This window comes from Exiguobacterium sp. LL15, assembly GCF_024436095.1.
GTDB classification, from domain to species: domain Bacteria; phylum Bacillota; class Bacilli; order Exiguobacteriales; family Exiguobacteriaceae; genus Exiguobacterium_A; species Exiguobacterium_A indicum.
This window is the reverse complement of record NZ_JANFNX010000001.1, coordinates 300,052-321,535: the sequence shown is the minus strand read 5'-3', so window position 1 is coordinate 321,535 and position 21,484 is coordinate 300,052. Positions and strand designations below refer to the sequence as shown.

The 21,484-nt window shown below is 47.2% G+C and carries 20 protein-coding genes; 6 read left to right on the top strand and 14 right to left on the bottom strand.

Annotated features, from left to right (window positions below; all coding sequences use genetic code 11):
• Positions 1 to 160: 160 nt before the first annotated feature.
• Both NOM72_RS01470 and NOM72_RS01465 read right to left on the bottom strand, forming a co-directional pair.
• Positions 161 to 493, bottom strand: coding sequence for an Asp23/Gls24 family envelope stress response protein (locus NOM72_RS01470; RefSeq protein WP_035396186.1), 333 nt, complete (start codon positions 491 to 493; stop codon positions 161 to 163).
• A gap of 57 nt (positions 494 to 550) precedes the next feature.
• Positions 551 to 1,612: an acyltransferase family protein gene (locus NOM72_RS01465; protein ID WP_035396182.1), complete on the bottom strand. Its 1,062-nt coding sequence runs from the start codon at positions 1,610 to 1,612 to the stop codon at positions 551 to 553.
• A gap of 42 nt (positions 1,613 to 1,654) precedes the next feature.
• On the opposite strand from NOM72_RS01465, the gene NOM72_RS01460 reads away from it, so the two are divergent.
• Together NOM72_RS01460 and NOM72_RS01455 are read left to right on the top strand one after the other, a co-directional pair.
• Complete coding sequence (locus tag NOM72_RS01460) at positions 1,655 to 2,395, top strand: SGNH/GDSL hydrolase family protein (RefSeq protein ID WP_023469311.1); 741 nt, start codon at positions 1,655 to 1,657, stop codon at positions 2,393 to 2,395.
• 344 nt (positions 2,396 to 2,739) lie between these two features.
• Positions 2,740 to 3,207 (top strand): hypothetical protein, encoded by a 468-nt coding sequence (locus NOM72_RS01455; RefSeq protein ID WP_255997474.1) that lies wholly within the window; start codon positions 2,740 to 2,742, stop codon positions 3,205 to 3,207.
• Positions 3,208 to 3,267: 60 nt separating this feature from the next.
• Here NOM72_RS01455 and NOM72_RS01450 read toward each other — a convergent pair whose 3' ends face one another.
• Positions 3,268 to 3,864, bottom strand: coding sequence for an alpha/beta hydrolase (locus NOM72_RS01450; RefSeq protein ID WP_255997472.1), 597 nt, complete (start codon positions 3,862 to 3,864; stop codon positions 3,268 to 3,270).
• Positions 3,861 to 4,799, bottom strand: a complete 939-nt coding sequence (locus NOM72_RS01445; protein ID WP_255997470.1) for a VOC family protein — start codon at positions 4,797 to 4,799, stop codon at positions 3,861 to 3,863. Before NOM72_RS01445 ends, NOM72_RS01450 begins: the two co-directional genes overlap by 4 nt.
• A gap of 177 nt (positions 4,800 to 4,976) precedes the next feature.
• On the opposite strand from NOM72_RS01445, the gene NOM72_RS01440 reads away from it, so the two are divergent.
• The 3 genes from NOM72_RS01440 (at position 4,977) to NOM72_RS01430 (ending at position 7,563) form a co-directional block, all read left to right on the top strand.
• Positions 4,977 to 5,870 (top strand): ABC transporter ATP-binding protein, encoded by an 894-nt coding sequence (locus NOM72_RS01440; RefSeq protein ID WP_087681376.1) that lies wholly within the window; start codon positions 4,977 to 4,979, stop codon positions 5,868 to 5,870.
• Entirely contained in the window at positions 5,860 to 7,059 is a 1,200-nt protein-coding gene (locus NOM72_RS01435; RefSeq protein ID WP_255997468.1) for an ABC transporter permease, read from the top strand. Before NOM72_RS01440 ends, NOM72_RS01435 begins: the two co-directional genes overlap by 11 nt.
• Positions 7,060 to 7,125: 66 nt before the next feature.
• A complete protein-coding gene (locus tag NOM72_RS01430) occupies positions 7,126 to 7,563 on the top strand; it encodes a hypothetical protein (RefSeq protein WP_023469318.1) in 438 nt (145 codons plus the stop codon).
• 46 nt (positions 7,564 to 7,609) lie between these two features.
• On the opposite strand, the gene NOM72_RS01425 is transcribed toward NOM72_RS01430, so the two are convergent.
• The 8 genes from NOM72_RS01425 to NOM72_RS01390 all read right to left on the bottom strand — a co-directional run bounded on the left by NOM72_RS01425 (position 7,610) and on the right by NOM72_RS01390 (position 16,022).
• A complete protein-coding gene (locus NOM72_RS01425) occupies positions 7,610 to 8,239 on the bottom strand; it encodes a helix-turn-helix domain-containing protein (RefSeq protein ID WP_255997466.1) in 630 nt (209 codons plus the stop codon).
• A 30-nt stretch (positions 8,240 to 8,269) separates the two neighbouring features.
• Positions 8,270 to 10,201: an ABC transporter permease gene (locus tag NOM72_RS01420; RefSeq protein WP_255997464.1), complete on the bottom strand. Its 1,932-nt coding sequence runs from the start codon at positions 10,199 to 10,201 to the stop codon at positions 8,270 to 8,272.
• Complete coding sequence (locus NOM72_RS01415; protein ID WP_023469321.1) at positions 10,167 to 10,931, bottom strand: ABC transporter ATP-binding protein; 765 nt, start codon at positions 10,929 to 10,931, stop codon at positions 10,167 to 10,169. Before NOM72_RS01415 ends, NOM72_RS01420 begins: the two co-directional genes overlap by 35 nt.
• A complete protein-coding gene (locus NOM72_RS01410) occupies positions 10,924 to 11,916 on the bottom strand; it encodes a sensor histidine kinase (RefSeq protein WP_023469322.1) in 993 nt (330 codons plus the stop codon). The genes NOM72_RS01415 and NOM72_RS01410 overlap by 8 nt, the downstream gene beginning before the upstream one ends.
• Positions 11,913 to 12,599, bottom strand: a complete 687-nt coding sequence (locus NOM72_RS01405; RefSeq protein WP_047393119.1) for a response regulator transcription factor — start codon at positions 12,597 to 12,599, stop codon at positions 11,913 to 11,915. The genes NOM72_RS01410 and NOM72_RS01405 overlap by 4 nt, the downstream gene beginning before the upstream one ends.
• A gap of 97 nt (positions 12,600 to 12,696) precedes the next feature.
• On the bottom strand, positions 12,697 to 14,613 hold the full coding sequence (locus NOM72_RS01400) for an ABC transporter permease (RefSeq protein ID WP_255997461.1): 1,917 nt from the start codon (positions 14,611 to 14,613) through the stop codon (positions 12,697 to 12,699).
• Positions 14,600 to 15,361, bottom strand: coding sequence for an ABC transporter ATP-binding protein (locus tag NOM72_RS01395; protein WP_058264636.1), 762 nt, complete (start codon positions 15,359 to 15,361; stop codon positions 14,600 to 14,602). Before NOM72_RS01395 ends, NOM72_RS01400 begins: the two co-directional genes overlap by 14 nt.
• A 157-nt stretch (positions 15,362 to 15,518) precedes the next feature.
• Entirely contained in the window at positions 15,519 to 16,022 is a 504-nt protein-coding gene (locus NOM72_RS01390; RefSeq protein ID WP_035396161.1) for a PTS sugar transporter subunit IIA, read from the bottom strand.
• Positions 16,023 to 16,197: 175 nt separating this feature from the next.
• Here NOM72_RS01390 and NOM72_RS01385 point away from each other — a divergent pair, with 175 nt between their 5' ends.
• On the top strand, positions 16,198 to 17,904 hold the full coding sequence (locus NOM72_RS01385) for a M3 family oligoendopeptidase (RefSeq protein WP_087681385.1): 1,707 nt from the start codon (positions 16,198 to 16,200) through the stop codon (positions 17,902 to 17,904).
• 104 nt (positions 17,905 to 18,008) lie between these two features.
• On the opposite strand, the gene NOM72_RS01380 is transcribed toward NOM72_RS01385, so the two are convergent.
• Both NOM72_RS01380 and NOM72_RS01375 read right to left on the bottom strand, forming a co-directional pair.
• On the bottom strand, positions 18,009 to 20,795 hold the full coding sequence (locus tag NOM72_RS01380; RefSeq protein WP_255997459.1) for a putative bifunctional diguanylate cyclase/phosphodiesterase: 2,787 nt from the start codon (positions 20,793 to 20,795) through the stop codon (positions 18,009 to 18,011).
• A 136-nt stretch (positions 20,796 to 20,931) separates the two neighbouring features.
• A complete protein-coding gene (locus tag NOM72_RS01375) occupies positions 20,932 to 21,354 on the bottom strand; it encodes a CBS domain-containing protein (RefSeq protein ID WP_023469329.1) in 423 nt (140 codons plus the stop codon).
• Between the last annotated feature and the right edge of the window lie 130 nt (positions 21,355 to 21,484).

Below are 21,484 nucleotides of genomic sequence, written 5' to 3'. Positions count from 1 at the left end.
CGTCCATGAAAGGCAAGAAATCGAATGACACGTTGTGCAAACGATTGCACTTGCCTCACAAACAATTTTACTAATTCTCTCATCTCTTTGCAAGCGTTATCAAATGTTTTACTTAAAAAGAAAAACACCTTGCGATTTCAGCAAAGTGTTTTTCGTCCTGTTATCCTTTTAAGAGACCAATCACTCGGACGTTGATTGCTTTCGGTTGGAACGCGAGCATGTTCTCCATGTCTTGCGCAATCCGTTCCTGCACTTTCCCCGCCGTCTTGATGATCGACATTCCGTACTTGATATGAACAGACAAACTGATCGTAATCTCGCCGCCGACATCCTCGACCTTCACGAGTTTAACCATCTGTTTCTCTTGCAGTTTTGAATCATCTGCTGTGAAGGCGATCCCTTCCGTTTCTTGAACGGCTACGCCTGCGATGACCTCGATGACTTGTTGCGAGACGTTCACGACACCGTCTGCGTTATTTAAATTATATGACATTCCTTCCACGCCCTTCGTCTTGTAATCCATCTATCTTAAAGTGTAAAGCATTCCGTCTTATTTTGAAAGGTCTTCCCGTTTCTCGACGATTGGACGAATATCAATCTCAATCAAAGGACGGAGGACACGAACGACGAGCGGGTGTATGATGATACCGACGATCAGCAAGGCAACGCCAATCATGATCAGTAACGCTAGCCACGGTTGCGGTACGAATGCTTCCGTCACATACTGGCGCCACGCCATGACGAAAAAGACGTGAAGCAAATAGACATAGAGGCTGAGTTCCCCCGCCCGTGTGATGAGCGGAAGGCGACGCATCGGAATCAACATCATGAAACCAAGGGAAGCCGCAATTGACAAGAAATAAATGACACTATGTTTGATGACACCTAACCAGGCATCGCTATCGTATTGATCAACATAAGGGAAACGATGCTTGAAGGCATTCGCGAAATCAACGATCTCTTGTGGTGTGTCACGCCACGCTTCAAATAACAAAAAGCCCATGACGGCCACAAATGTGATCCCACCGATTAAGCGGACGTTCATCCGTCGTTTAAAGTTTTTCGGCATTTCAAAGATCCGGATGAATTCGTGTTCTGATAAATAGTTTCCGAGTAAGAAGTACGGATAGAACATGATCAACTTACGAAGTGCTAAGAAGCCTGTATTCTCAAGCTCAAAACCATATAATAGAGCGAACGCGAGACCGAACCAGACGTAGCCGCGTAAATGGACGACATAAGGCGTCACGATATACCAGACGACCATGACGAATAAATACCAAAGTGCCCAGTATGGCCGTAATAGATGCGTTCCAATGTTTTCTCCTGAGAAAATCGGGTTTCCTTCCCCGAGTGTCGCCCAAGATCCGATCAAGATCTGCCAGACACAATACACCGCGAAAAGCTGGATGACACGTAAATACTTGTTTTCGCGGAAGAAATAACCGCTTAAAATAATGAATAATGGCATATGAAACGAATAAATCAATAGATAGACCGTTTCGAGTAATTTTCCATCATAATCAAACCGTAAATCTGTCAGCATGTGACCGATGACGACGAAAATGACAAGAAAACCTTTAATATTATCAAACCACGGATTCCGATTCATGTTACACTACCCCTTATACTCCCTCGAAAGGAACGAATGTTTATGAAAAAGACACTCCTGATTCTATCCATCGTCTTGAACGTCGTTCTCCTTGCATTGTTACTGGGACGTAAACCGCTCGAACTGTTCGAAAGCGTCTTACCTGCAACGAGTACGACTCCAGTCACGACATTCCAATACGATAAGAATCCGAACTATGTCCGTTTGAATAGTCTATTCCATACTTATCAATACCCAAAATCAGCGAACGCTGTCATGTTAGGTGACTCGATGACGAATTTTGCCGATTGGCGCATCTTGATGGATGATCCGACAATTATTAATTTCGGGATTCCTGGCGATACGACAGAAGGCTTTTTGACTCGTCTCGACCTGATTCTCGAGATGAAACCAAAACGCGTCTTCCTGATGGGTGGTATTAATGATATCCGTCACTATACGCCGATTCCACAAATTACCGAGAACATGACGACGATCGTGACGACACTTCGAAAAAATAACATTGACGTCGTCGTTCAGTCAACCGTTCCTGTGGCACCGAAGTATTCAGACTCCGTCCGAATCAACCGTGATGTCGAAGCGTTGAACCGGAATTTACAAAATCTCGCTCAATCGCTTAAGGTTCCATTCGTCGACTTACGACCTGTCTTGACGAATAAACAAGGATATCTTCAGAATCGCTTGACGTATGATGGATTACATCTCGTCGGTGGCGGTTATCTACGCTGGAGCGATGCCCTGAAACCTTATGCATTGCAAGCAGATATAACAGCAAACAAATAATCGATGGCACATCAAAAAAACGGCTCATCCCGATGATCAGGATGAGCCGTTTTTCGATTCTTAATCTTCTTGGTTCTTGACACCCATGTACGCTGCGACACTCGATGCTGAGAAAACCGCAACGGCAACGATACCGACAGCAATCCAAATCACTTGATCCATCATTTCTTTATATCCCCCTTTATGTAACCGCTCACTTCTACATTTAGCGTACACGAATTTCGTCAAGAAAGAAACACATTTTCCATGTCTAATGACTAGACGATTCGGGAAAAAGTAACTATAGTAGAAGGACAACTACAAATTGTCAGAAAATTCGATTATTTAACAAGGAGGTGTTTCTGATGGCCACTTCATTGCTTACGCCGAAAGTGACGTTACGACATCGAAGTACTCTCAACTTTGGATATTGGCTTGTCATCGGATGCATAGGATGGGGGATGCTTGCCCTCGTCACGAATGTTGGTACCGTTCTTAGTCGTCTTCCTTTATATGAAAGCATTCCCCTCGCCATCCTTGTACTTGGCCTCACAGGTGTCGTACTAAAAATGGCGCGTGACGAGTGGTGGATTCGTTATCTCGAACGTCAGACCCAGTATTGCATCGGACACGAGACCGTGACCGGTTGGTGTACGACGATTGATAGCATGTGGCTGATCCGTAAGACGATGCGCCGTGAACTTCGCTTGCTCTACCGACAACTTGCCAAGACGAAAGCATCGGAAGAAGTGAAACAGACGCTCGCCCTCCAGCTCGTCGAGCGTGGTGTGCTCATCGTCTATTCTCGACCAAAAAGTGATCATCCTGCTTGAAACGAAAAGAGGACTGCCCCATCATCTTCTATGAAAGAAGTAGATGGGACAGCCCTTTTTTTACTGTTTCAGCCAATCCGTTGCTGCTTCAATCGTTGGCATGACGAGTTGGTGACCATAATTCGACCACGTGACGTCGACTGATGCACCAGCTTGTTTCAAGAGCGCTGATAACTCTTCCGTTTCCTGAGCCGGACAGATCGGATCATTACTACCTGCACCGATGAAGACGCGTACGTCCGATAGGTCAGGTAACGTCACACCACGACGTGGTACCATCGGATGCAACAGAATCGCTTGTTTGAACAAAGCTTCTTCGAACAACATGTTCGCCGCGATGTTCGCCCCGTTCGAGTATCCGACTGGAATCAGACGATCGAGATCAAAACTACGCTCTGCTGCTTGATCACGTAAAAACTGAATTAAACGCGCTGTCCGTAAAGCGAGGTCTTCTTCATCGAAGACGCCTTCCGCGAGTCGTTTGAAGAATCGTGGCATCCCGTTTTCCGAGACCTCCCCGCGGACGGACAAGTAGCCTGCTTCCGAATCGAGCAACGAGACGAGCCCGACGAGATCTTGTTCCGTTCCACCTGTGCCATGTAAGAATAAAAAGATCGGTGCGTCTGCTGTTTTTGGTGCTTGGTATAAATGAATCATACGAGTCTCCCCTTCGGTACAGTAATAGGTGTTACATGATTTGTGATCGCACTGCGATGTGCTTCGAATTGTTCCGGTAACTTCAAGTCTTCTCCGAGCATCTCGAACGCTTCATCGATTGCGAATCCTGGATTGTCGGTCGCAATTTCATGGAGAATCCGACCGCGGTCATGAAAATAGATCGATGTGAAGTAATGGCGGTCCTTCACTTCAGTCGTCAGTAAACCGAACGCGTTGATGGCATTCATCCAGTCGAGTTGTTCCTTTTGATCCGTCGCCCGCCACGCGATATGGTGAACCGTTCCCGTTCCCGGACGACCGACTGGCATTTGACCATGAACGACGTCAACGACATTCCCGAACTCGCCTTCTGCGATGTACCGGTCAACGGTTTCCGTCCGTTTGCTAAGTGTCAGCCCGAATGTGTCTGTCAGTAATTTTGCTGTATCTGATGGATCCCGCGACAGTAACGTCGCTCCGGCGAATCCTTTGATCGCGACTTCACGTGTGATGCCGTCGATTTCATAGCGACTGTCTGATCCCGCCTCGCGTTCGACGAGTTCAATTTGAAGACCATGTGGATCTTCGAAGGCGATCTGTTGTTCTCCGAAACGAACCGTCTCTACAAACGAGACGTTTTTTTCTGTCAGCCGCGCTTTCCAAAAATCTGCTGCACCGACCGGAATCGCGTACGCTGTCGTTCCGACTTGTCCGGCACCGACTTTCCCTTTTGCCATGCCTTTAAACGGAAAGAACGTGATGATCGTTCCCGGTGCTCCGGATTCGTTTCCAAAATAGAAGTGGTATGTTCCTGGATCATCAAAGTTGACCGTTTTTTTGACGAATCGTAGTCCGAGAATGGTTCCGTAAAAATCGAGATTTTCTTGTGGATCGCCGACCATTGCTGAGATATGATGGATACCTTGCGTTTTCATATGATGCGTTCCTCCTTCAGTCGTATCTATTAACACAATAATAGTAACTAAAGAACAAAAAGTAAACTAATAAGTCTTTCCTCGTTTTTTCTGGAACCTTTATCCAATTTAAACCGTAGGACACTAGGTAACAATGGTACACTTGTCGTGCAACAGACGTCTTTAAAGGAGGTTCATATGTTAGAAATCAAACACATCACGAAGCGTTTCGGCGATTTTACAGCCGTAGATGCTCTGACGATTGAGGTGCCACGCGGGCAAATCTTTGGTTTGCTTGGTGCGAACGGTGCCGGGAAGACGACGACCTTCCGGATGCTGCTCGGTCTACTGCAACCAACTGAAGGCTCAATCACCTGGAACGGAGAGCGCATCCCGACTTCAAAAATCGGATACCTTCCGGAAGAACGGGGCTTGTATCCAAAAGTCCGCGTCGACGAACAACTTTTGTTCCTCGCAGAACTCCGCGATATGAAACGGAAGGATGCGAAACGAGCGTTGACAGAATGGCTCGAGTATTTCCAAATTCCGCAGTATGAAAAAATGCGCGTCGAACAACTCTCAAAAGGAAATCAACAAAAGATTCAGTTGATCTCTGCCGTCCTACATAAACCTGAACTGCTGATTTTAGATGAACCGTTCAGCGGACTCGATCCGGTCAATGCGGAGCAATTAAAACGTGCTGTCAAAAAATTGACCGTCGACGGAACGACGATCGTCTTCTCAAGTCACCGGATGGATCATGTCGAAGAACTCTGTGAACATGTCGCCATTCTCGATCATGGTAAGCCGGTCGTTGCAGGATACCTCCCTGACATCAAAGCGAGCTACGGAAAAACCCGGGTCCTCTTAAAAACCGATGCACCACCTCTTTTATGGGATAGTTTACCGGGGATCCTCCAAGTCGAGTCGGATAATAACGGGTATGTCGTCCAAGTTTCTTCAAAAGAAACCGCTGATCAACTTCTTCAACATATCGTCAGCGAAGGACATCACGTCGATCGTTTCGTCTGGGATCAATTATCTCTACAGGATATCTTCATCGAGGAGGTCGGCAAACGTTATGAATCGTAAATTCCTGACTTTATATCGCTTCAATCTATTGCAAAAATTACGTGCTAAAAGCTTCTTGATTTCGACAGTCCTGATGGTCCTGTTCCTCGTCGGCTTCGGTAACATCGAACGGATTCTTGACTGGTTCTCCGGTGACGATCCAAAAGTCGCTCTCGTCAGTGAACTATCGACCGATCTTCGTCCTGCCTTGAAGAAGGCTGGTGTCACTTCAGACATCACGACGAAGGACTATACGGTCGCACAAGCACGAAAGGCCGTCGACCGCGGAACATTCGATGCCGTGGCAATCGTTCAGGATTCGTATGACGTGACACTCGTCAGTGCTAGTCCTGAGTCTGAATTACAGTCACAGGTCGCGACGGTCGTCAAACAAGTCCGTGACCAAGCCGTCATCACGGATGCTGAAATCGATCCGAACGTCCTCGCCTCACTCGCTGAACCTGTTCCTGTCAAACAGGAGTTGACGTCGACGGGTGGGAAAAGTGAGGATGAACTCTTTGCTGCCTCGGCGCTCGTCTATGTCTTGCTGTTCTTGATGTACTTCACGATTGCGATTTACGGTGGGATGATCGTCACGGAAATCGCGAACGAAAAATCATCACGCGTCATGGAGTTACTGATTTCAGCAGCGAGTCCGATTCAACATATGCTGGCGAAGATCCTCTCGATCGCTACGGTCAGTCTCGTACAATTATCGATCCTCGTCGGTGTCGGCTACTACAGTGCTCAAAACAGCAGTTTATTCGATCAGTTATCACTCGATTCCTTGAGTGCCCGGACGATCATTTATCTGTTCGTCTTCTTCCTGCTCGGATACTTCCTGTATGCGACGCTCCTCGCGGCACTCGGTTCACTCGTCAGCCGGGTCGAGGATGCACAGCAAGTGACGTTACCAGTCATCTTGTTGATCGTCGCTGCTTTCCTGATTTCGATGTTTAGTCTGAATGCACCGACGAACCAAGCTGTCGTCGTCCTGTCATTCGTTCCGTTCTTTACACCGATGGTTATGTTCCTGCGCGTCATGTTAACCGATGTACCGCTATGGCAAGTGTCGATTTCGCTCATCTTGATGTTGATCAGCATCTCGCTTGCCTTATTCGTCGGAACAAAATTCTATCGGGGTGGTGTTCTGTTCTATGGATCGAATCCACTCAAACAACTCCGTCGGATCTTAAGCGGTCGCCGGTAACAGTTTACAAGACGAATCGTTTCCGCTATCGTTAGGTGAGAAAAAGCCTTTAGGAGGAACTACGTTATGCGGTCTCGTTTTTGGGCAGCGATCCTTTTCACAGCTGCTGCCATGGTCTCGTCACTTGTCATGTTCACGAAATTTCCGCAGGCGAGTGCGACATGGGAACTCGTCCTTGCTTACGGTGGGATGACGTTCGTCGCCAGCCTCTTTTGCTGGTCCTTCGTTGCGGTTCGCCGTCAGTCTTCTCGCTTATACGGAAGCTGGGTTGGTGTCTTCATCGCTGGATTGACGGTTTTACTTGTCTGTATCGCACGCTTCGTCTTGCGTGGTGATTTGATGATGATTTTCAAATGGCAAGCGATGCTCGGTAGCTTAACCCTCAATTTCGGCTATGTCGGTTGGGTACTCGTCATCGCGAATGCAATCATTGGATTCATCATCGGTCGGACACGTATTAAGAATCCACGTTTACGTCAGATGTCACAAAACAATACACGTTAAAAAAAGTCGCTGTCTTCTGAACGTCAATCAGAAGACAGCGACTTTTTTATTTGCGATGATAACGTGAGCGGCTTTTCCGGTCACTATAATCCGCGTAATATGTCGAACGAGCTAACGATACACCATCTGTCATTCGGTCGAGATACTCGTCGAGTTGCATCATGGCTGGAAGTTTATCCTCAAACAGTTCAAACGTCTCTTCTGCTTGATCGCGTCGTAACTCTCCTGCTTCCATCACAGCATCAACCAGTTCATGAAAGATGCGTTGCTCGGTTGCGCTCATCGTCTGTTCGATCCGTTTGACATCTTCGTCGTACATCAGGTCAAACAGGCGCATTCGCTCTTCAAGCTGCTCTTCGACCCATGTCCCGTCTTGTCCGAGCGTCTGCTCATAAGCAAGCTTCATCTCTTCAAGTGGCGTCTTCTGTTGCATGATGAACTTCAAGGATTCTCCTGTCCAGATATGACGGGCCAAGTAACTCGCATCGATGTTCAAAGCGTCAGCCAGTGCCTCGATGTACGCTTTTGTTGGATAGACTTCGCTGAGTTCCGTTCGGCGAATGAAGTACGGTGCGACACCGAGTCGTTCTGCCAGCTGTTCGATCGTAACCCCGGCACGCTCTCGTAAAATCCGAATTCGGTCACCGTAGCCTCGATATGGTGAATGGTCTAGCATACGTTTCCCTCCCTTGTTCCTATGGTATCATCATACCCTTGAATTTGGTGTTGGATACATCGAACTTTCAGATGATTTCCGGAACAGATGGCGCGGGTACCGTAGCCAAATCGGTAAGACACTTAAGAAGTATCCAACGGTGACGATACTGATCCAAAACACAGCGAGATTAAGAAAAGGTTTCATTTCCAGTCCCGCCTGTGTCACGACGACTTGGAACAACAAAAAGGCATGAAAAACGGAAATCAGATACGGAATAAGTAAGACCGCACCATATTTCATAAGCAAGTAGCGACGGATGTTTCCGGATCCAAATCCGAGCGCAAACAATGTCTTCATCCGTTTTTGTTCCTGTTCCGCCGTCATCTGCATCCATACATGCAGGAAACTCGCATTGATGACGAACAACCAGATCGTCAGAAGGATGACGACGAACGTGACGAGTCGTACGATCCGGATTCCGTCGATCTCATCTTCCGTCTCATTGATCAACTGATAGGGAACCGGCTGCTTCTCATCCAGCTTGGCTGCGGATTGAATATTGCGAACGATCTTCATCCACTGCTTCCAGTCCCTCGTTCCATAATCATGATACGCCGGCGTATCGAAGACGACGATTTGCCGAACAGGTTTTTTAAGTGTCGGGAAGACAGCATCGCTGACGACGAATATCGTCTCGATCTGATAGTTATAGCCAAACACTAAATCATGGGAAGACGGCGAGAGCAGCTTAAACCCTTCTCGTTTCATCGCCTGTTCTGCCTTCTTCATCGTTGGTGTATTCTCTTCGAGTTGCACCGGTCGCGCGGGTACGAAGAAACTCTGTCGACCGGTCGCCTTCCGCTCCTCAAGGTGCAATTGACGCATCATCTTGTTGTAGGCAGAAATCGGTAAAAAGATACGCTTCCCTTCTGCCTTCACTTCAATATCTTGCTGATAGCGATCCGGAAATGCGTCCGTCATCGTCTGTTTAATATCCTTCAATCGCTTCGTCGGCTGAGCGGATTCTTCATAATAGACGAGACCAAATTGATTTTGGGACGAGAGATCGAGTCCGATCAATTGAAACAAGAAGACAAGTCCGACTGCCGTCAGCGCACATGACGTCAAGATCGTCCCGAGGGCAATCAGCGTACTATTCGTTCGTAACTGATTGGCGATCTCCGAAACGATCAGTTTCCGAAGAGACAACCGACATGGACGATATAGCTGGATCAACCACGGTAAGATATAGCGGCAAATGAAAAAGGAACCGATGAAGATGACAAGCGGGAATAACATATAAAATCCATACATTCGAACGAACGCGAGGACATATCCGTAAATCAAGAGCAATAGAGCGAGGACTTGTGTCAGAATCCAAACTCTTCTTCGAAAAAGTGAACGGGAACGGACCGGTCGATCCGGACGAAAACGGTAAATCGCCAGAACGGTCGCGATCAGTAAAACAAGGAAGGCGCCACCAATCAAGGCAAGAATCGCATAAAACGACAGCTCAAACTCGATCGGTGGCAAGAACATGATTTTGACGACAGAAAGTAACAGCATCTTCGTCAAGACATTTCCAAGTATCATCCCCGCCGTGATCGCTAATCCGCCGACGATCAGAACCTCAATCAAAAAATACTTCAAGAAGTGCGATAATCCACTACCGAGCGTCCGCATCGTTCGGAGATCGTTCTTCCGGTGCTCAAGCATCGTATAGGTCGTCGAATAGATGAACAGGATACTAAAAAATAGGATGATCAGTTCTGCGATGAAGACGAACAAGATCGTCATCTCGATGACTTGGTTCAATTGGCTGAGTATCTTGGCGACGTTTTGAAACGATCCGTTCGTCAGCAAGTTCCAGTAACTCGTCACGATCGTCATCGCGATGATGATCGTCAAGGCATACCCATAGTACAACCGCTGGTAGCGCCGGATATTACGTAGGGCGTATTGCAGATAATTGATGCTCATCCCCTCCTAACAACGATAACGACTCAATGACACGTTGAAAGAAGATCCGTCGTGGCTCATCACGGAATAACTCGGTTTGCACGCTACCGTCCTTTAAAAACAAGACATGATTACAATACGAAGCGACTTGCGGATCATGCGTCACGATGACCATCGTCATCCCCGTCGCGTTCAGTTCTGCTAATACATCCATGACATGTTTTGTCGCTTGAAAATCAAGCGCTCCGGTCGGTTCGTCCGCAAGTATCAGACGCGGCGTATGAATCAAGGCGCGACCGATCGCTGTTCGCTGCCGTTGTCCACCACTTACTTCGTCCACCTGCTTATCGAGCAAATCATCAATCTGAAGGCGACGAGCCAACTGCTCCATCTCTTCACGCGCCAGTTTTGCTTTTTTCCCAGACAACATCAATGGAACGAGCATGTTCTCACCGAGCGTCAAGGAGTCGAGTAAGTTGAATTCCTGAAAGATGATCCCAAGTGTCTCGCGTCGGAAGCGTGTCATCTCTTTTCGCTTAAACGTCGCTGTATCGACGCCATCAATCAGAATCGATCCCCAACTTGGTTCGTCGAGTGTCGCAAGCAAGTTGATCAGTGTCGATTTGCCACTACCGGACGGTCCCATGACTGCGACCATCTCGCCTTCTTCAACTCGGAAGTTCACATCCGTCAACGGCTGTTCCGTCACCTTTCCGGGATAGACCTTTCCTAATTGTTTCACCTCAATCATGTGCGCGACCTCCTACTAAACGAATCCGACATGTCGTCCCGATGCCTTCCTCACTCTCAAGTTCAATCTCGTGTCCGAGTTTCATCGAGACCTGCTGGACGAAATACAGTCCCATTCCGGTCGATTCCCCGTAACGTCGCCCATTCTCACCGGTAAAGAACGCATTAAAGACGCGTGGGACATCTCGTCTTGGAATCCCGACGCCGTCGTCTCGAATCGACAAAACGACCTGCCCATTTATCTCCTCCGCCTTCAAGACGACTTCTCGTCCGTGACCTGTCGTATATTTAATCGCATTCGTCACAAGCTGTAAGACGAGGAATCGAAACCACTTCGCATCCGTATAGACGTACATATCCTCCGCGATATCGAGTTTCGGAAAAACCTGATTTTTGACGAATAGTCGTTTTTCCTGATTAATGATGCCGGTAATAAGTGGCTTTAAGGATAACTGCTCTGCCTTCAGATCCGTCTCGATCGCTTCTAGACGTGACGAATAGAGCATCTGGTCGAGTCCACTGCGCAGCCGATCGACCTCTTGGCGCAAATCAGCTTGATAGTGCTCCCCCGGATGTTCGAGAATCAGTTCGATGACGGATAACGGCGTCTTCATTTGATGAATCCACTGGTCGACATACCGATGCCGCTCTTTTTCCTTCCGTCGCTCAGCAAACAGACTGTTTCGAAACAAGGTCTGTTGCCGTTCTAAAAATTGTTCGACAGCGACGGAAATCGGTTCTTCACTATCACTGCGAATCGGTTCTGCGACCGATTGGACCGGCTGTTGCATCCGTCGCAACAACGGAAGCATGCTGAAGAAACGATAACTGAGATAAATCAAGAGACCGATACTGTTCAAGAGCACGATATAAAAGAAGGCTGCTGGGCGATAAAGATCGTAGAGCCATAAGACGGCATATAAAATCAGCATTTGTCCAGTAAAGAAGATGATACCTGGTATCGCGTGCCGTAAAAAGAGCTTCATGGTTCAAGAACCAGTTTATAACCGACGCCTCGCACCGTCTCAAGTCCAGCGACACCGATTTCGGCAAGCCGTTTGCGGACACGCGTGATATTGACGTTCAACGTATTCTCATCGACGAATGCTTCGTCATCCCAAATCCGTTCAAGTAGATCGCCCCGACTGACGATTCGTGGACTTGCCGTCAGCAACATCTCAAGGATCAGTCCCTCTTTTTTTGACAGCTCGATCGACTGTTCCCCGTATTCGACGATATAACGGTCCAAGTACAGCGTGACCCCTTCTTTCGTCACCGTCCGCTCATCCGTCTCGTTTGAAAGCGTGCCATAGGCCCGGCGAATCTGACTTTTAATCTTCGCGATGACGACCGCTCCTTGGAACGGCTTGACGATGTAATCATCCGCTCCGTATTCAAGCGCCATGACTTGATCCATCTCCCCGACCCGTGCCGAGATGAACAGGATCGGCGCCCGTGTCTTCATCCGCAATTGCCGACACCAATAGAAACCGTCAAACTTCGGCAAATTGACATCTAATAGAATGACGTCTGGATTCGTCTCTTCATAGACGGCGACGACATCTCCTCGTCCATCTTCAACGACGACTCTAAAATCATAGCGTTCGAGTAGTTCTTTCAATAATGTGGCAATCTTCATATCATCTTCGACTAATAAAATCGTATGCATCGTTCCTATCAACTCCTTCTCCCTTTATCATAACGAACTCAAAAAGGACTGGAAACGATTATTCCGTTTCCAGTTCTGTGTACCCCTATTTAGTTCATCACGTGACGATGCGGCGGTACGCACGGACCGTGACGATATAGTAGATCAGATAGACGATCGTATAACAAACAATCGCAAGTAATGTCGGACGAACGATGTTGTAGTTCAACAGTTTCTGCAAGACTTGCATCGCAACTAAACTATGAACAAGTCCGAGCGCGTACGGTAAGGAGAAGACGAATCCGACAAGGAGACGGATGATGCCCGTCTGTTCTTTCTCATCGACACCGATTTTCTGGATGATGGCAAACCGTTGTTTCGATTCTTCTGCTTCCGCGAGCATCTTGAAGTAGATGATTGAACCCGTCGCAAGCAAGAAGACGAGACCAAGGAAGCCGGCAGCAAACGCGAGCAAGCCGGTCGTTGCTGTCGTCATCGTATAGACAGGATAATACGCCGCCATCTCCGTGTCCGCTTGTTTTCCATATAGTTGTGTCAACTGTTTCATCAATCCATCGTCATGACGTTCATCTGAGAACTGATAATTCGTCAGTGTGAAACCTTTTTCCGGCATCTTCGCGAACGTATCATCGTTTACGACGAAGGCGAGACGCTGTTTCTCATAAAGTTGAGCGATCGGTAGATTCGTCGCAGCGGTGATGCGAAAGGACTCATGAACGTCCTTGATTTCAACACCGACCGGCGATTTGACTTTCATCTTCAACAAATCGTTTCCTTTGAATGTCTCAAGGACGATTGCTTCGCCTTGTTTCGGTTCTTTGATGACCGTTTTCCCGTTCGCTTTCGCGAGCTTGACGTAGTCCGAATAGTTGACGTAGCTGAATTGTCCCGGCTGGTCTTCATACGCATACGTCGCGTAGTAGCGCGTGAACGTCAGCGGGTTCGGCAGATCGGTCATCTGATGGTCGACGTTCTTGACGTTGACCATCGTCCGGCTGTCGATCTTTTGGTCAGACTTTGCAATCAGTTGTTCCGCTTCAGATTGTTTACTCGCAATCGATAGACTGTACGGAACTTGCTCCTCGACGGTCTGATCGATGAAATAATAAATCGATGTCGCTGTACCGACTGTCGTCAATGTGACGGCAGTGATGACTGTGATCGTCGACAGCATGACGGCATTCGATTTGATTCGTGACAACAATTGCCCGTGCAGAATCAAATTTGTTCCTTTGAAGTGTCGCGCTTGATTACTTAAGACGCGCAATAAGAAGATCGTGAAGTAACTCATCGTTCCGAACGTTCCGAGAATGACGCAGAGCATTAAGAGTGGGGCAACGATCGTAAAGTGATCCATCAACGGTCGTCCGGTCAAATAGTATCCAACACCGATCAAGACGACGGAAAGCACGGCTAGGATCGGATGGACTTTCGGAAGCGATTCCGCTTGTTGTTCTGCCTTGAACAGTTCAATTAATGTAAAACGATAAATCGTCCGAGCCGAACGTAAAGCGATGATCAGAAAGATTAAAAGGAAAACACCGATTGTTTGCATGACGGAAGCTCCGCTGATCGTAAAGGTCGCATCGACTTGCATCGCCATGACGGAAGCCAGCAACTGAACGAAGTATTTCGAAGCGACGGTACCGATCGCAATTCCGAGAATCAGACCAATCACTCCGTACCCCATCGTCTCAAGGAAAATCAGGCGAGCAATCTGCCCTCGTTCTAAACCGAGTAATGCATAAAGCCCGATTTCCTTCTTACGACGACGTAAGAAGAAGTCACTTGAATACCAGATGAAGATAGCAGAGAAAAGCGCTAGAATGACACTTGCTCCGGTAAAGACCGTTCCTAGTTTGCCGTACAATTCGTTCGCCTGAAGCATCGCTTCATTCGATCGAATCGCGAGGAACGTGTAATAAATCAGAATCGCAAACGTGACCGCACCGAGGTACATCACGTTTTGACGGATGTTCTTCAAATTTTGAAACGCCAGTTTAGACAAGCTCACGGACGGCACCTCCGAGTTCACGCTGAACTTCCATGATCTGTTCGAAGAATTCCTTCTGCGAACCAAAGCGATGGACTTCCTTGAACAGCTCTCCGTCCTTGACGAACAGAATCCGTTCCGCATAAGACGCTGTCATCGGATCATGCGTTACCATTAAAATCGTCGCGCCTTCGTTGTTGAGCGACTGCATCGCTTCGAGCAATCCGGTCGCTGACTTCGAGTCAAGTGCACCGGTTGGCTCGTCGGCTAAAATGAGCGACGGATCATGAATGATCGCACGCGCGGCAGCCGTCCGTTGTTTTTGTCCACCCGATAGTTCGACTGGACGTTTATCGAGTAAGTCGTAGATACCAAGTTGACGCGCCACACGATCGACACGTTCTAAAATTATTTTTTTATCGACGTTCGCGAGTGAGAGCGGTAAGGCGATGTTTTCCCGGACCGTCATCGTATCGAGGAGATTGAAATCCTGGAAGATGAAGCCGAGTTGTTCCCGGCGGAAACGAGCCAATTGTTTTTCCTTCATCGCCGTCACGTCTGCTCCATTGATTAAAATCGAGCCGTCCGTTGGCTGATCAATCGTCGACAGCAGGTTAAGTAATGTCGATTTCCCGGCACCGGATGGACCCATGATACTGACGAACTCTCCTTCGTGGACACGGAGCGTCGTCGGACGCAGTGCTTCGTGGCGCGCTGTTTTCGTTTGATACGTTTTTGAAATCTGTTCTGCTTGTAAGATTGCTTTCATCTGTAATGCCTCCTGTGTTTGATTCGTTACACTCAGTCTAGCCCTTCCCTGCTTTTCTCAAAATGGACTTTGCTTTCACTTCTCTTACAAAACGGTAAGACACGGGAGGAGACGACAAAAAAGCCCCCATCCGCAAGGAATGGAGGCGTATCGTATCTTATTTGTGTGTTGCTTTGAAGAGCTCTGTATCGCCTGCGACAACAGAAGTTCCTTCCGCTGGTACAGCTGAAAGCGTGAATTGATCGTGGTTCGTTACGATGATCGGTGTGATCGTCGATGGTGCGTTCGCACGGATGTAGTCAAGGTCGAACTCGACGAGGACGTCTCCTGCTTTGACTTTGTCACCTGACTGGACGTGAGCCGTGAAGCCTTCACCTTTAAGGTTAACTGTATCAAGACCAACGTGGATCAAAAGTTCAAGACCATCTTCACCTTTTAGACCGATTGCATGTTTTGTTGGGAAGATCGTTTCAACCGTTGCGTTGATCGGCGAGACGACTTTACCTTCAGTTGGCTCGATCGCGACACCGTCGCCCATCATTTTTTGAGAGAAAACTTGATCGGGTACGTTCTCGATGTTGACGATTTTACCTGTAAGTGCAGAAGCGATTTTCGCGTTTCCTGCGTCGTTACCACCAAACAATTTTTTTAAGAATCCCATGATACTATCCCTCTACTTTCTCGATCGTTTTTCTTCCGAATGGAAGTTTCGATTTTTTATAGGAGTAAGCTGTCAGACAGCTCGCTCACGTTCTCACAAAAAGCATACGTTTGTCCCTCTGGTTTTGCAAGTATTTTTGTGTGATAATAGTTAGAAATCATAAGGAGGCGCTTACATGTTACCATTTTCAGAAATTACATATGTCCGTCCTGACCTTGCCTTGCTTGAAACATCCATGAATCAAGCGATCGCTCGACTGACGGAAGCCACACAGGTAGATGAAGCAAACGCAGCCATCACTGAGATTAATACCCTCAGAAATCAATTTGAAACGGCAAGCCAGCTCGTCGAGATCCGCCACACGATCGATACACGCGATACGTTCTATGAGACGGAACAAGGATTCTTTGATGAAGCGAGTGCGATCTATCAAGGATATGTCTCAAGCTATTATCAAGCGCTGACGACGCACCCACTCCGCAATGAACTCGAACAGACACAAGGCAAACAGTTATTCCTGATTGCGGAAGCGAGTCTGAAGACGTTCTCGGAAGAGATCATTCCAAAACTCCAAGAAGAGAACCGTCTCTCAAGCGAATATACGAAACTGATGTCTTCTGCTCAAATCGAGTTCGATGGCAAAACGCTCAACTTGTCGCAGTTCGGTCCCTATCTTCAATCACCTGATCGTGATGTCCGTAAAGCAGCTTCTGAAGCACGCTACGGCTATTTAAAAGAACAAGGCGAAGCAATCGATACGATCTACGACAAACTCGTCCGCATCCGGACCGAGATCGCGAAGACACTCGGCTTCCCATCGTTCGTCGAGCTCGGATACGCACGGATGCTTCGCGTCGATTATAACCAATCGATGGTCGAACAGTACCGCGAACAAATCCGTGAAACGATTGTTCCGCTCGCGACACAACTCAAAGAACGCCAGCAACGACGGATCGGCGTCGATCAGTTGTATTACTACGATGAAGGATTTGCCTTCAAGTCTGGTAATGCGACACCGAAAGGCGAAGAGTCGTTCATCATCGAAGGCGGCAAAAAGATGTATGCAGAGATGTCACCGGAGACGAACGAGTTCTTCAACTACATGCTCGACCGGGAAGCACTCGATTTAACGGCGAAACCTGGGAAAGCCGGCGGTGGGTATTGTACCTACATCGCAGACGAAAAACTCCCGTTCATCTTCTCGAACTTCAATGGAACGGCAGGCGACATCGATGTCCTGACGCACGAAGTCGGACATGCCTTCCAAGTCTATGAGAGCCGTCACCTGACAGCTCCAGAGAGTGCTTTCCCAACGTATGAAGCGTGTGAGATTCACTCGATGTCGATGGAATTCTTCGCTTATCCTTGGATGGAAGAGTTCTTCGGTGAAGAGACAGCAAAATACAAATTCAATCACCTCGCAGGAAGCGTCACATTCCTTCCGTACGGCGTTGCGATTGACGAGTTCCAACACGTCATCTACAACCAACCGGAATTGACACCAGCTGAGCGTCGCGAAGCATGGCGGACAATCGAGAAGAAATACTTGCCGCATCGTGATTACGAAGCGAACGATTATCTCGATTCAGGTGCATGGTGGCATCAGCAAGGACACGTCTTCGGCAGTCCATTCTACTATATCGATTACACGCTCGCTCAAGTCTGTGCCTTCCAGTTCTATGCATGGATGGAACAAGACCGGGAAGCGGCTTGGAAGTCATATCTCGATCTTTGTCGTGCCGGCGGCTCGGAAAGCTTCCTTACGCTCGTCGAACGTGCTGGATTGAAGTCTCCGTTCGCACCAGGTACGGTCGAGGCAGCAGTCGCACCGGTCAAAGCGTATCTCGAACAAGCGGACGACCTCGTACTCGATCGCGTCTAATTATTCGATTTCCTCAATTTATCCATTGAAAAAGGTGAGTTTCCGTCCGGAAACTCACCTTTTCTATTTTAAGAGACCTCAATCTTTAGACTGTAACTAGTGATTCATTCAGATAAAAGCGTTTCATGATACTTTCCGTACCAGACGCGGAACTCGTCTGCCGGGATTGGTCTTGAATAATAAAAACCCTGTGCATACTCGCAATCTAGCTGTTGCAGATGATTCGCCTGCTCCAGTTCCTCGATGCCTTCGGCGACAACATCATATTTCAATGTATGCGCCAGTTTAATGATCGTCTCGATGAGCGGTGCGTTCGAACAGGCATCCGGACCGCTGATGAACGAGCGATCGATTTTCAGTCGCTGAATAGGCAATCGACTCAAGTAGGACAAAGACGAATAACCAGTACCAAAGTCATCGATCGCCAGACGATAACCCATTTGGTGTAACGTCTGAAGCGCCTCGAAGACACGTCCGTCCGAAAAGACACCGAAAGATTCCGTGATTTCGAGTTCCATCCGGTCTTCAATTCCAGGATGAATTTCTCGGACGCCCGTCAGGTAATCCACAATCCGACCAGAGACGAGCTCTTTTACGGATAAGTTCGCTGAGACGCGAAGCGATCCGAGCTCCGTTTCTTTCCACGCCTCTACTTGGCGAACCGTTTCAGCGACGACCCACATCCCAATTTCTTCGATGAGCATCGATCGCTCGGCAATTGGAATGAAGACTGCTGGACTGATCATGCCACGTTCTGGATGGAACCAGCGCAAGAGCGCCTCACAACCGTCCACCTGCCGTGTCGCAAGGTTGATTTGCGGTTGGTAGAACAATTGTAACTCGTTCTTTTCAATCGCATCCCGTAACTCCCCTTCCAATACGACCGATTCCAGATATTCCGCACTCATCCATGGTTCGAACCAGACCGGTCCACCTTCTGTCTGTTGTTTCGCATGCTGCATAGCGATATCGACAGAGGATAATAACGAAGTGACAGCTACTGCATCGTCCGGATAGCGGACCATACTCATACTGATGCTGACGTTCACGAATTCTCCGTTAATTTCATAAACATGTTCGATGACTTGCTTTAATTTCTCGTAATCGACGATATCCTGTTGCGCGACTAACACAGCGAATTCATCCCCACCAATACGTGCCGCTTGCCCGGTTCCGATGAAATGATGCTTCAGTCGATTCGCGAGATCCTTTAAAATCTGATCTCCTGCCCCATGACCGTAGATATCATTAATTCGGCGGAATTGACGAATGCTGATAGTGACGAGCTCGCCTGTTTGTGGTGCTCTCAGTGCATCCTGCATCTTTTGTTCAAATCCATTTCGATTCAGTAACCCCGTCAACATATCAAAAAGCGCAAGTTGTGTAATGCGTTCTTCTCGCCGAAACTGATCTGTCTCATCATGACAAGAGAGATATAAGGCAACACCTGTTTCATCCTCTTTGTTCGGAACGTGAATGATGTTGACGAACATATTTAAAATATCTTCGTCAAATAACATTTTACAGCGAATCGTCTGACTGTTCCCTTCGATGGCTTGTTGAAGCGCTCGTCGCATTCGATTCAAATCAGCTGGATGCACCAATTCTTCAATCGTCCAACCCGAAGTGGCATGCGTTAACTGTCGAAAACGATCATTTCCATTTAAAATCGTATAGTCCGACGATAAAGCAAGAATTGGATCTGTATTTTGAGAAAAGAGAGATTCGATTTCGGCTTTCTTCTGCTTGATCTCTTTTGTATTCGCATCACTATGATCGAGTAATCCAGCTATGATTGCTGTCATCGTCCGGAAGGCTTGAACGACTGGCTTGAAGTCATTTCTTTCGTGTACATGATACCCAGATTGCCGTCGATCCTCAGCAAACGTATTCGCTTCGTTTTGTAGTAAGGAAATATCTTTTCGAAAAGCACGTAATAATAACCAATTCAATATTAATAATGCCGCAATGACAAGAATGATTGTTGCAAATAGCAGCCAAGCATTTTGAATGATCTGCGATCCTCGGTGCTGCATTTCTTGTTGTACCTGTTTTAACTTTTGATCATATATCTGGTACATGCTTGTTTCATATTGTTTAGACTGATTAGCTAGTTTCGCATAGTTTTGATCGTTTGATGTACTCAACAGTTCATCTAGCGTTTCTGTGTAATTTCGCATCTGACTTCTCATGTTTGCAATTTCTTGGCGCCCTGTATCGTCTTGTAACGAAATTACCTCGTACAAGGCATTCATGAGCGATTGTTGTCGAATGGGCAAGTCGATCCGCATTTGTTGGATGCGTAATCGATCAATCGAACTAATTTCGTTGTCCCGACGTGCTTCTCGTAGAATCTGTGCCGATTTCCCAAGTTGCTCTTCCATCATGATAAGATGCGAGAACACATCGTAATATGAACCAGTCTCTTTACTTAAGACGAGTTGATTAAAAATCACTTCACTTTTAAAATTCGTAGAGGCTGTGAAAAAGCGATGATTGGACTCGTATCCTTGACGCTCTAATTTCGTGAGTTCTTCCAACAACTCTTTACGTGCTGGTCCAGTCGCTTGCTCTTCCTTTAGCTGTTCATATAAGTGGAAGAGAGAGGTCTCTGCTTGTTTTGTTACTTGTGGTTCCTCAACCTGTTTCTCTAAGGAAGCAAGATAATAAGATGTTAAATCTTGAGTTGCATGATTTGCTGGGATCACGATGTCAATCGCTTTTGCCGCCTCTTCGAAACGTTTTCCTTCTTCGAGTGTTTTGTTCAATTGGTGTAACGCAACGATAATCGCAAGTAGACCGATGACTGCAATCATCCACGAGAACGTTTTATAGTAGGATCGTCTTCGAAAAGCTTCTTCGATGAAGACTGGTGATAAACGTCGCAACACATCGTCCTCCCTAAAATGTCATTATGCTTCTATATCGTCTCTTTTTGCTGTATGTTGAAGTCGATTTAAGTCAATAAAAAGCACTTCTTCTCACATTTCGTGAAAATAAGTGCTTTCTTTACTAGTTTTATATTTTTTAGTAACTGACATTTTCGCGCGCTACTTTTTTCGCGAAATAATCGATGATATCCCGACGACGAATGATTCCGATAAAGTGCTTTCCATCATCGATGACAGGAACGAAGTTTTGGTCCGTGATGACCTCAATCATCTCTTCCATTTGCGCAGTAATCGAGACTGGTTTATAACGAACACGTTGTTTAATATCCGTTAACCGTGTTTGCAAGACGTGATCGTAGTCTGCATGCTCTAGATTAGCCTCGAGCGCCCACAAGACATCCCCTTCCGTTAATGTCCCTGCGTATTTACCTTTATTATCGACGAGCGGAACGGACGTAAATCGATGATGTTTCATCTTTTCTAATGCCTGTCTGACCGTCGATTCAGGATCTAAATATTTCACCTCATCTTTTGGTAGTAAGAAAAAAGCAATGTTCATTTCTGTTCCTCCCTAGCCACTCTGTGACACCTTCTTCATTTTATCACGAAGCCTCACTGGATTCATTTCTCAAATGATGAAAATCTCTACATAATTCCTTCATATTTATCCGTACCCTTCCGATAGTCAG